12 protein-coding genes are annotated in these 10,474 nt (G+C 62.8%); 9 read left to right on the forward strand and 3 right to left on the reverse strand.

Going from position 1 to position 10,474, the window contains the following annotated elements:
• Positions 1–110: 110 nt before the first annotated feature.
• A complete protein-coding gene (locus tag ACLP2E_RS21525; RefSeq protein WP_442467078.1) occupies positions 111–434 on the reverse strand; it encodes a hypothetical protein in 324 nt (107 codons plus the stop codon).
• Between the two features lie 576 nt (positions 435–1,010).
• Between ACLP2E_RS21525 and ACLP2E_RS21530 the strand changes: the two genes are divergently transcribed.
• The 9 genes from ACLP2E_RS21530 (at position 1,011) to ACLP2E_RS21570 (ending at position 9,672) form a co-directional block, all read left to right on the forward strand.
• A complete protein-coding gene (locus ACLP2E_RS21530; RefSeq protein ID WP_442467079.1) occupies positions 1,011–1,958 on the forward strand; it encodes a family 2A encapsulin nanocompartment shell protein in 948 nt (315 codons plus the stop codon).
• 101 nt (positions 1,959–2,059) lie between these two features.
• Positions 2,060–4,267 (forward strand): family 2A encapsulin nanocompartment cargo protein cysteine desulfurase, encoded by a 2,208-nt coding sequence (locus ACLP2E_RS21535; protein WP_442467080.1) that lies wholly within the window; start codon positions 2,060–2,062, stop codon positions 4,265–4,267.
• Between the two features lie 118 nt (positions 4,268–4,385).
• Positions 4,386–4,937, forward strand: a complete 552-nt coding sequence (locus ACLP2E_RS21540; RefSeq protein ID WP_442462098.1) for a peroxiredoxin — start codon at positions 4,386–4,388, stop codon at positions 4,935–4,937.
• A gap of 121 nt (positions 4,938–5,058) precedes the next feature.
• Complete coding sequence (locus ACLP2E_RS21545) at positions 5,059–5,544, forward strand: rhodanese-like domain-containing protein (RefSeq protein ID WP_442462097.1); 486 nt, start codon at positions 5,059–5,061, stop codon at positions 5,542–5,544.
• Between the two features lie 30 nt (positions 5,545–5,574).
• Positions 5,575–6,480, forward strand: a complete 906-nt coding sequence (locus ACLP2E_RS21550; protein ID WP_442467081.1) for a dienelactone hydrolase family protein — start codon at positions 5,575–5,577, stop codon at positions 6,478–6,480.
• Positions 6,481–6,527: 47 nt separating this feature from the next.
• The gene (locus ACLP2E_RS21555; protein ID WP_442461791.1) at positions 6,528–7,064 is read left to right on the forward strand and encodes a c-type cytochrome; all 537 of its coding nucleotides are present in this window, start codon (positions 6,528–6,530) and stop codon (positions 7,062–7,064) included.
• A 112-nt stretch (positions 7,065–7,176) separates the two neighbouring features.
• Positions 7,177–7,920, forward strand: coding sequence for a cytochrome b/b6 domain-containing protein (locus ACLP2E_RS21560; RefSeq protein ID WP_442461792.1), 744 nt, complete (start codon positions 7,177–7,179; stop codon positions 7,918–7,920).
• Positions 7,921–8,090: 170 nt separating this feature from the next.
• The gene (locus ACLP2E_RS21565; RefSeq protein ID WP_442461793.1) at positions 8,091–8,792 is read left to right on the forward strand and encodes an SDR family NAD(P)-dependent oxidoreductase; all 702 of its coding nucleotides are present in this window, start codon (positions 8,091–8,093) and stop codon (positions 8,790–8,792) included.
• A gap of 34 nt (positions 8,793–8,826) precedes the next feature.
• Positions 8,827–9,672 carry a CmcJ/NvfI family oxidoreductase gene (locus ACLP2E_RS21570; RefSeq protein WP_442467082.1) on the forward strand — a complete coding sequence of 282 codons (846 nt, stop codon included), beginning with the start codon at positions 8,827–8,829 and terminating at the stop codon, positions 9,670–9,672.
• A gap of 24 nt (positions 9,673–9,696) precedes the next feature.
• Here the strand turns inward: ACLP2E_RS21570 and ACLP2E_RS21575 are convergent, their stop codons facing one another.
• Positions 9,697–10,107 (reverse strand): hypothetical protein, encoded by a 411-nt coding sequence (locus ACLP2E_RS21575; RefSeq protein WP_442467083.1) that lies wholly within the window; start codon positions 10,105–10,107, stop codon positions 9,697–9,699.
• 78 nt (positions 10,108–10,185) lie between these two features.
• The coding region (locus ACLP2E_RS21580; protein WP_442467084.1) for a DUF1501 domain-containing protein at positions 10,186–10,474 on the reverse strand (289 nt) is incomplete at its 5' end.

Below are 10,474 nucleotides of genomic sequence, written 5' to 3' on the forward strand. Positions count from 1 at the left end.
TCCGCGCCAGAAATCAACGTCATTCGTCCCATGCTGCGCAGCTAACCTCGCTCATAAAGCCGATTTAGCTGCGAAGCAGCGCGCTGGAACCCTAATTCCTGCAAGGCGCGTCACGCCGGAGGGATACCCTGCACTTGGCCTTTCAGCGCCGCTATGCCGTCTTCGAGATATTTCTCGAAGTCGGTCGCCAGAGTCGTGCGTCTCTCCTGCCGGCGATCGACAAATGTGTTCCGGTTGAAGCCGTCGAGGATATTGATCCCCCAGGCCTCGGCGACGGCGACAGTTTCGAAGGTCTGCGTTTGGCTCGCACGGCCGATCCGGCGAACTCTGTCCTGAAACTGCAACGGACCACGTTCGGTGATGGTCAAGCCTTTGACGGGCGACCAGGTGCGGCCCGTCTTGGCGGGGATGGATTCGGATTTCTTGCGCGCCATGCGAAACACCTCCGTTCAAGGTGATTGCCGCGGATCTGTCGCAAAAAACCAGCTGAAAACGATCGGCGAACACGCAAAAGCCGAAGGATCATTGAAATCCTTGGGCTTTTTTGTTCGATTTTGGTTGCGGGGACACGCAACCTCCTTGATTTGCTACTCATGGCCTAGGCATCGCTCCGCTTCAGTCATTCGCCCGACGTAAAACGACTACGGAATGGGCGCAACCGCAGCGCTCCGAATATCGCCTCTTCAGCGGCCTTTAGTGTTTTCTCGCGACAAGCAGGGGAGCCATCAAGTTGTTGTTTTCCCACATTCACCCAATTGAATGCATTTCCGTATGGCTCGGAACCCGAAAGCGCCCCCAAACGACAATGATTTAGTAAATTTATAAATTAACTCTGCCTTCTAAGCTATTCCATTAAATATTTGACGCTCGTGCTGAGTAGATGTAGCTTCCAATCATCGAATATGGAACTCGAACGCTAGCGATAGCGTGCGGTAGAATATTTTTCTACTTAAATAGATTAATATTCCCTCCCAGCTTCGCCAACTCAACTAGAATGTAGGAAGGCGCGCATGCCCGACGACCCCGAAATCCGCCGCACGTTAAGCGAATCCGCCGCAAGGCAACTCGCCAACGCCACCAAAACCCGCGCGCAATGGTCGGGAATCACGCCGCGCTGGCTAGTGTCCTTTCTGCCCTGGACGCCGGTCGAAGCCGGCATCTATCGCCTGAACCGAGTCAAGGAAGGCGAGGCGCTGAGCGACGCCGACGTCCAGTGCAGCCCCGCGCGCGACCGCGACGCCGACCTGCCGGAAACCTTCGTCGATTACGAGGACGCGCCGCGCGAATATTCGCTGAACGCCGTCACCACCGTGCTCGATGTCCAGACCCGCGTTTCCGATCTCTACAGCCACCCCTACGACCAGATTCAGGAGCAGTTGCGCCTGCTGATCGAAAAGGTGAAGGAGAAGCAGGAAAACGAAATCATCAACAACGGCGATTACGGCCTGATCGCCAATGTCGCGCCGTCGCAGATCATCCGGGCGCGCGGCGGAGCGCCGACGCCCGACGATCTCGACGAACTGATCACCAAGGTGTGGAAGGAGCCGGCGTTCTTCCTGGCCCACCCGCGCGCCATCGCGGCTTTCGGACGCGAATGCACCCGTCGCGGCGTGCCGCCGCCAACCGTCACCCTGTTCGGCTCGCCCTTCATTACCTGGCGCGGCATTCCGCTGGTTCCTTCCGACAAGCTGCCGATCGACGAAGCGGGCAAGACCAAGATCCTGCTGCTGCGCACCGGCGAAAAGCGTCAGGGCGTGATCGGCCTGTTCCAGCCGGGCATTCCCGGCGAAGTGGCGCCAAGTCTGTCCGTCCGCTTCATGGGCATCAACCGCAAGGCAATCGCCTCTTATCTGATCTCGCTCTATTGCTCGACCGCCGTCCTCACCGAAGACGCGCTCGCCGTACTGGAGGGAGTCGAACTCGACAAATATCATAAATACGGCTTCCATTACGAATGAGCCCTTCGCCGGCGGCGCTTGTTCCGCGCCGCCGGCCCGAATTTGCGCGCCGTCTCCGCCCGTCGGGCGTCGAAGACGGCGGATAATCTCAGGATGCCGCCATGCCGATTGGTCTCACCGCGTCAGAAGCTTCTCCGGCCGCGCCGCAAGCCGGCGCCACGCCAGCCTGGCCCGACCCTTCCGTGATCGCGCAAATGGCCAACGCCTTTTTTCAACAGCCGTCGCACGGGACCGTCCCTTCCGCCGCCGATCCGGGAATTCCACTCGCGCCGCCGAGCCCCGCCTTCTTCCCGGCGCCCAATGTGGTCACCACCATCGCGCCCTATGCGCCGGCCAATCCGCTGGTCGGGCCGCCCGATCTGCCGCCCTCGACCATTCCCTCCGTCGTGCCGACGCCCAATATCACAGCGCCGCACGCGCCGAATTTCTCTTCGCTGCCGACCGGCTACGGCGAGCCGCCGATGCCCGGCGCATCCCCCGGCCCGGTCGGCGCGGCCGCCGCGCCCTTCGGACTGGGAGAAGCGACGCAGCTGGTCCCGGCCACGCATCTCGCCAATCCTTATGAAAGCCAGTCGGGGGGGCCTGAGGCGGCTTATTTCCTGGCTGAAGCGGCCTCGGCCGGCACCCGGCCCGATCCTTTTTCCGCGCCGTCGCCTAGCTTGAACTCCATCCCGACCGCGGCTGCGCCTCAGGCCGGAGCGACGCCGGAATCGGCCCTCGCGCCGGCGCCGGCAGCCCCCTCTTTTGGCGCCATCGGAGCGCCGCTCGAATATGGCGAGGCGACCCAATTCATCCCGGCTGCGCATCTCGCCAACCCTTTCGACGGCCAGATTGCGGCGCCTACGCCCGACGCGGCCTATTTTCTGGCGGACGCCGCTCAGGTCGGCGCCCGGCCCGACGCCCTTTCCGCGCCGGTCCCCTCCGCGACTTCGATTCCCGCCGGCCTCGCGCCACAGTCCGGCGCCACGGAGGAATCCGCCGCCGCGCCTGCGCCGACCGGCTCGCCTGCCCCGATTCCCGCCTCCGCGTTCAACTTTCTCGAACTGGACCTGCGCCCGCTGGCGGCGCCGACGCGCGGCGCAATCGGCCATCCGCTCGATCCGGAAGTCATCAGGCGCGACTTCCCCATCCTGGAGGAGCGGGTCAACGGCGGCAAGAAACTGATCTGGCTCGACAACGCCGCGACCACGCAAAAGCCTTTTGCCGTGATCGACCGCATCTCCGAATTCTACAAGCACGAAAACTCCAATATCCATCGCGCCGCCCATGCCCTGGCCGCGCGCGCCACCGACGCCTACGAGGCGGCGCGCGAAAAGACCCGTCGCTTCCTCAACGCGCCTTCCGCCAAGGACATCGTCTTCGTGCGCGGGACGACCGAGGGCATCAATTTCGTCGCCCAGTCCTGGGGCCGCGCCAATGTCAGGGAAGGCGACGAAATCCTCATCAGCTGGCTGGAGCATCACGCCAATATCGTGCCGTGGCAGCAGCTTTGCGCGCAGAACGGCGCCAAGCTGGTCGTCGCGCCGGTGGACGATAGCGGCCAGATCATCCTGGAGTCCTATGAGCGCCTGCTCGGCCCGAAAACCCGCATCGTCGCGATCACGCAAGTGTCCAATGCGCTCGGCACGATTGCGCCGGTCACGGAAATGACGGCGCTGGCGCACCAGCACGGCGCCTGCGTCCTGGTCGATGGCGCGCAAGCGGTTTCGCACATGCCGGTGGACGTCCAGGCGATCGGCTGCGACTTCTATGTCTTCTCCGGCCACAAGGTGTTCGGCCCGACCGGCATCGGCGCGGTCTATGGCCGCGAAGCGGTTCTGGCCCAGACCCCGCCGTGGCAGGGCGGCGGCAACATGATCGCCGACGTGACCTTCGAAAAGACCGTGTTCCAGGCGCCGCCGGACCGCTTCGAGGCGGGCACCGGCAATATCGCCGACGCGGTCGGTCTCGGCGCCGCGCTCGATTATGTCGATGGGCTCGGCATGGCCAATATCGCTGCTTATGAACACGGCCTGCTCGAATATGCGACGGCGAAAATGCTCGCGGTGCCCAAGCTGAAGCTGATCGGCACGGCGAAGGAAAAGGCCAGCGTGCTGTCCTTCATCATCGAAGGCAAGGATACGATCGGAATCGGCAAGGCGCTCGACGCCGAGGGAATCGCCGTGCGCTCCGGCCATCATTGCGCCCAACCGATCCTGCGCCGCTTCGGCCTGGAGGCCACGGTGCGCCCGTCGCTCGCCTTCTACAACACCTGCAACGACGTCGACGCCATGGTCGACGTGCTGTTCAAACTGCAGGGCCGCAATTGATGGCGGCCAATATTCCTATCATTTTTATAGTTTTTAATTGACAAGCTCGCTCTCCTCCGCTGAAGTGGCTCCACCTCGGGTCCGCTAACTGGACTCCTGAAGTTTAACGGGATGAGCGATGAAACGTCTATTGGCCGGCGCCTTGTCATGCGCCCTGCTTTCGACTGCCGCCGGCGCGGCGGTCAAGGAGGGCGAGACCGCGCCCGATTTTACCCTGCAAGCGGCTGTGGGCGGAAAAAGCTTCACCTTCCAACTGTCGGAAGCCCTGAAAAAAGGCCCGGTGGTGCTTTATTTCTACCCGAAGTCCTTCACCAGGGGCTGCACGATCGAGGCCCATGATTTCGCCGACAATGCCGAGAATTTCGCGGCGGCGGGCGCGACGCTGATCGGCCTGTCGGCGGATAATATCGACACCCAGATCGACTTTTCCTCAAAAGAATGCCGCGACAAATTCCCTGTCGCCGCCGACCCGGACGCGGCCGTCATCCGCTCCTATGACGCCTTGCGCGCTAGTCCCGGCCGTTCCGGCGCCGTCGTCCCCGACCGGATTTCCTTCGTTATCGCGCCCGACGGCAAAATCATCTACGCCTATCAGGACAGGGCTCCGGAAAAGCACATCGAAAACACCCTGGCCGCGGTGCGCCATTGGCGCGACGAGCACAAACCCTGATCCCCTGACGTCCTCCGCAAGCGCAAATCCTTTCACACGGGCTTGCGCGGAGATTCAACACAGGACATAATACTATTATATCGATAGTATTTATATACATCTAACCCCCCTGGAAAAAATCATGCGCAAGATTCTGTCGCTTCTCGTTCTGTCGTCCGCGCTTTCCCTCCCCCTGGCCGCGCCGTCCTTCGCCCAGACCCCGGCCGCAGCCCCGGCGGCGGCCGCCTACAATTTCAAGACGCCGGAACTGCACCGCGCCGCCATCGACGCCATTCTCGCCGATTCGAGCCATGTGCTGTTCGTCGATCTGCGCCGTCCCGACGAAATTTCCAGGATCGGCACGTTCCCGGTCTATCTCAATGTTCAAATCGACGATCTGGAAAAGAACCTCGCCTTCATTCCCAAGGACCGTCCCATCGTCACCGTCTCCAATCACGCCGCCCGCGCCGGCAAGGCCGCCGATTTTCTGACCGAAAGGGGTTTCAAGGTGCTCGGCGCCGTCGGCTCGCAGCATTACGAGGACGAAGGCGGAACCATCGTCAAGATCGCCATCCCGGCCCCGCGCCAGCCCGCGCAAGCCGCCGCCCCCGTCGCGCCCAAACCCTGATCGCGGCTTACTCGCATCGCGGGCGACAAAATGAGTGACAATCGTAAACGGACCGAGGCCAGAGACTTCCATCCCGAAGTGCTGCGGCTGTTCGACCAGTATGTGCACGGATTGACTTCGCGGCGCGGCTTCCTGAAAGGCGCTTCGACCTATGCGGCGCTGAGCGGCGCCACCGCCGTCGAATTGCTCGATGCGCTCAATCCGCGCTTCGCCGCCGCACAAAAAATCGCGCCGACGGATCCGCGCGTCGTGACGGAATTTGTCGAGATCGATTCGCCGCAAGGCTATGGCAAGGTGCGCGGTCTCGTCGCGCGCCCCGCCAAGGCGGAAGGCAAATTGCCCGTCGTCCTGGTCATCCACGAGAATCGCGGCCTCAATCCGCATATCGAGGATATCGCGCGGCGGCTCGCGGTGGATAATTTCATCGCCTTCGCGCCCGACGCGCTGTTTCCCTTGGGCGGCTATCCCGGCGACGAGGACCGCGCGCGCGAGCTTTTTACCAAGCTCGACCAAACCAAAACCCGCGAGGATTTCATCGCCGCCGCCAACTATGCGCAAAGCCTGCCCGGGGGTAACGGCAGGCTCGGCGCAGCCGGCTTCTGCTACGGCGGCGGCATCGTGAACTTCCTTGCTGAACGCCTGCCGAGCCTTGCCGCCGGCGCGCCTTTCTATGGCGCCGCCCCGCCGCTCGATCAGGTCGCCGCGATCAAGGCGGAGCTGCTGTTGAATTTCGCCGGCAAGGACGACCGCATCAATGCCGCCTGGCCCGCCTACGAGGCGGCGCTGCAGCAGGCCGGCGTGAAATATCAGGCTTTCATCTATCCCGGCGTCGAGCACGGTTTCAACAACGACACCACCCCGCGTTTCGACGAAGTCGCCGCCAAACTGGCTTGGGAGCGAACCCTCGCTTTGTTCAACCGCACCTTGCGCGGCTGATCAACCAATCCATCCAAACGAAAATCAATCCAGGAGTTTTTGACGACATGATCTCGCAAGTTCTCAAGCCGCGCCGCGCCGCCATCATCGGCCTGACGCTCGCCATCGGCGCCGGCTGCGCTTTGGTCGCGCACGCCCAGAACGCGCCGGCGCCCGCTCCGGCCGCAGCGCCCGCCGCCGGCGGCGGCGCCAATGCGGCCCGTCAGGCCGCCGATGTCCGCAAATCCATTTTCAAGCTGATCGGCGCCAATTTCCGTCCGCTCGGCGCGCTGTTGAAGGACAACGGCGGCTATGACGCCGCCGACGTCAACAAGCGCGTCACCCGTGTTTTGTTCCTGTCCGGCTTTCTGAACGAAGCTTTTCCGGAAAACTCCAATATCGGCGAGCCGGACACCAAGGCCAAGCCGGAAGTCTGGACCAAACACGCCGAATTCGAAAAGGATCTCAAGCAGTTTCAGGATCACCTGATCGCGCTGAATGACGTCAATGAAAAGGAAAAGGGCTTTACCGAGCCGTTCAAGACCGCTCTCGGCGCGGTCGCGCAGGACTGCAAGTCCTGTCACGACGATTTCAAGCTGAAATAAGCCGCGAATTTCGAGCCCTGCTCCCTGTCACAGGGCCGACTAGACAGGCGCGCGTTCTCGCCCCTCGCGCGCCTGTCCGAAACCTTATCGACCAGCAACAGGCGCTTGACCCATGACGGCTTTCGAAGAAACGATCGGATTTCACGACAAGACGCAGGAAGCCTTCGCAACCGAGCGGCAAGTCTGGGACTTGCCGGTGCGGATTTTTCACTGGGGTCTGGTCGCAGCCGTTGTCGCCGCCTTCGTCACCAACAAACTTGGCGTCAGCTATTTCAAATACCACGTCTGGGCCGGCTATGCCGTGATCGTGCTGGTGGCGTTCCGCCTCCTTTGGGGCCTTGTCGGCACCCGTCACGCGCGTTTCTGGAATTTTTTGCGGGGACCCTCGGAAACCCTGGCCTATGCGCGTGACCTCCTTAAAGGCGAGGACAAGCATTATCCCGGCCATAATCCGCTCGGCGCCTTGATGGTGCTGACGCTGCTCGGCGCGCTGGCCGCGCAGAGCATTCTCGGCCTGTTCGGCAATGACGAAATTTTCAATGTCGGCCCGCTCTACGGCTATGTCACCAAGGAATTCAGCCTCGTGCTGACCTCGATCCATCGGCAGTTGTTCTACTGGCTGGCCGGCGCCGTGGCGCTGCATGTCCTGGCGGTGCTCGCGCACAAGATTTTCAAGAACGAGAATCTGGTGCGCGCCATGATCACCGGACACAAGCCGCTCCACGCGGTTCCGGTGGACGAGGCAATCCACTCGTCGCGGACCTGGCTTGCAGCGCTGCTGGGTCTGGCGCTCGCCATCGGCCTGACCTTCATCATCATGCACGCCCCATCGGCGGCGGCCGACGCCGATTTCTGAAAGACGCCTTCCGGCAGGCTTGCAACATTGCGATATCGATCGATTTAATTTGCACTTGCTTCCACGCGGCGGGTCCGCCACCTTCCGAAAAGGTCGCCTCGTTCCGTGAGCAAGGCTCGGATGGAACGGCGCAGGCTTGCACGCAATCCCAATCCCCGGGGGCCGCGATCATGAGCGAATTTCCTTACGCAACGGCGCTCATCGTTGGCGCCGGCCGAGGCATCAGCGCCTCGGTCGCGCGGGCGCTCGCTGGCGTGGGCGTCAAGGTCGCGCTGGCGGCTCGTAACGTCGCCAAGCTCGACGCGCTCGTCTCCGAACTCGGCGGCAGAGCCTTCGCGGTCGACGCCGCCTCGCCCGAGAGCGTGGCGCAGCTTTTCGCCAATGTGGACGCCAGCCTGGGCGCGCCCGACCTCGTGCTTTACAACGCCGGCGCCCGCGTGCGCGGCGCGATTGTCGATCTCGATCCGCACGAGGTCCGCAACGCGATCGAAGTTTCCGCCTTTGGCGGTTTCCTCGTCGTGCAACAGGCGGCAAGGCGCATGCTGCCGAACAGGCGAGGAGCCATATTGCTGACCGGCGCTACCGCCAGCGTGAAAGGCTTTCCGCTTTCGTCCGGCTTCGCCATGGGCAAGTTTGGCCTGCGCGGCCTGGCGCAAAGCGCGGCGCGCGAGCTGGCGCCGCAAGGAATTCATGTCGCGCATTTCATCATCGACGGCGCCGTGCGCGCCTCTGGGCGCCCGGATCCGGAGGCGCGCCCCGATAGCACGCTCGACCCCGATGCGATCGCGCAGACCTATCTCAGCGTGCTGCGCCAGCCGCGCAGCGCCTGGAGCTGGGAAGTCGAACTTCGGCCCTGGGTGGAGAGTTTTTAATCCGGACCCAAAGACTACTTCCCGAGGATAATCCATGGCTACGTCGCTCGCGGCGCCGCTTGCGCCCGAAAAACTCGAAATGGTTTCCGCCAGCCTCGGCTTCACCGAGCGCGGTACGGAAAAGCTTTATTTCTATACTTTCGAGCCGCCCGAAGGCGTTCCTCAGACCAATTTAGCGATCAGGGAACACAGGGTGACGATCGCCAACGCGCGCCCCGTCGCGGGCCAGCTCTCGCTGGACCTTGAAGGCTTCGCCCTGGTCCCTCACCGTACGGCGGTTCGCGATTTCTGGGACGAGGCGCAGACCCTGGCTCTCGGCCATCGGGAAGCCGCGGAGATCGTCAAGGCGGCGACCGGCGCTGCGTGCATCGTGGTCTTCGACCATACCTTGCGGCGCCGGACCGGCGATCCCGACCGCTCGCCCCATGCTCCGCGCCAGCCGGTCGCCCGCGTCCATGTCGATCAGACCGTCCGCTCCGGCCCGCAACGCGTGCGTGACATCATGGGGGACAAGGCCGAGGCGCTGCTGTCGCGCCGCGCGGCCATCGTCAACGTCTGGCGTCCGATCAGGCACGCAGCGCAGGATCATCCGCTGGCTCTGGGCGACGCCCGCAGCATCGACCCCGCCGATCTCCTGCCTTCCGAACAAATCTTCCGCCATCGAAGCGGCGAGACTTACGGGCTCGCCTATCATCCGGCGCAGCGTTGGCATTACATCCCCGATCTCGGCCTCGACGAATGCATCCTGATCAAATGCTGGGACTCCGATGAAGCGGTCGCGCGTTTCGCGCCGCATTCCGCTTTCGATGATCCCACCACGCCGCCCGGGACGCCGCCCCGTGAAAGCATCGAATTCCGCACCATCGCTTTCTTCGATTGACGGAGCTGGCGCGATGGCCGCGCCTTAAAACCGCGCCTTATCCGGCTTGTAGGTGTCGTGGCACGAGCGGCAGGCTTTTGAAACTTCGCGGGCGGCTTCGGCCGCCCCGTCAAAATTCTGCGCATCCAGTTCCTTCAGCACGGCGTCGAGCTGTTGGAGGCCCTGTTTCGATATTTCGACGGCGTCCGGCGTGTTTCCCTTTTTGGTGAAATAGTCTTGCGTGTAAACGAAGCCCCGGCGCAATTCCGCCGCGTCGTCCCGCGCCGCGTCCGCGTTCTGCCCGGAAATATCCGGCTCGAAATATTTGATCGCGCGATCGATGTCATGCATCAAATCGTCGTCGTAATCCTTGAGATCGAGCGTGACGCGCTGCGCGAAAACAGGAGCGGCGACGATCATCGCGGCCAGCATCGAAAGCATCAGTAGTTTACGCATCGTGACTTGGTGTTCCCTGAAGGAACGCCTGGAAGGATGACCTTCCAGGCGTTGTTTTGGTTACGCAAAAATGCCTGCTCAGGCGATCAGCTCCTGCACTACTTCGCCGTAAACAACGGTGGGACGCTCACGACGCCCGCCGCGCAAATAGGTCACTTTGAGGTGGTCGAGGCCGAGCAGGTTGAGCACCGTCGCATGGACGTCATAGGTGTCGACGCCCTTGCCGATCGAACGCAAGCCGATTTCGTCCGTCGCGCCATGGGTGTAGCCGGCCTTGGAGCCGCCGCCCGCCAGCCATTGCGTATAGCCCCACGGATTGTGGTCGCGGCCGTCGCCGGACTGGCCGTAGGAGGTGCGTCCGAATTCC

It is taken from the genome of Rhodoblastus sp. (assembly GCF_052145335.1).
Lineage (GTDB): Bacteria > Pseudomonadota > Alphaproteobacteria > Rhizobiales > Beijerinckiaceae > Rhodoblastus.

Coding starts and splice junctions, on each gene's coding strand:
- ACLP2E_RS21535 (WP_442467080.1), top strand. CDS start 2,060: ATGCCGATTGGTCTCACCGCGTCAGAAGCTTCTCCGGCCGCGCCGCAA.
- ACLP2E_RS21540 (WP_442462098.1), top strand. CDS start 4,386: ATGAAACGTCTATTGGCCGGCGCCTTGTCATGCGCCCTGCTTTCGACT.
- ACLP2E_RS21570 (WP_442467082.1), top strand. CDS start 8,827: ATGGCTACGTCGCTCGCGGCGCCGCTTGCGCCCGAAAAACTCGAAATG.
- ACLP2E_RS21550 (WP_442467081.1), top strand. CDS start 5,575: ATGAGTGACAATCGTAAACGGACCGAGGCCAGAGACTTCCATCCCGAA.
- ACLP2E_RS21545 (WP_442462097.1), top strand. CDS start 5,059: ATGCGCAAGATTCTGTCGCTTCTCGTTCTGTCGTCCGCGCTTTCCCTC.
- ACLP2E_RS21560 (WP_442461792.1), top strand. CDS start 7,177: ATGACGGCTTTCGAAGAAACGATCGGATTTCACGACAAGACGCAGGAA.
- ACLP2E_RS21565 (WP_442461793.1), top strand. CDS start 8,091: ATGAGCGAATTTCCTTACGCAACGGCGCTCATCGTTGGCGCCGGCCGA.
- ACLP2E_RS21555 (WP_442461791.1), top strand. CDS start 6,528: ATGATCTCGCAAGTTCTCAAGCCGCGCCGCGCCGCCATCATCGGCCTG.
- ACLP2E_RS21525 (WP_442467078.1), bottom strand. CDS start 434: ATGGCGCGCAAGAAATCCGAATCCATCCCCGCCAAGACGGGCCGCACC.
- ACLP2E_RS21575 (WP_442467083.1), bottom strand. CDS start 10,107: ATGCGTAAACTACTGATGCTTTCGATGCTGGCCGCGATGATCGTCGCC.
- ACLP2E_RS21530 (WP_442467079.1), top strand. CDS start 1,011: ATGCCCGACGACCCCGAAATCCGCCGCACGTTAAGCGAATCCGCCGCA.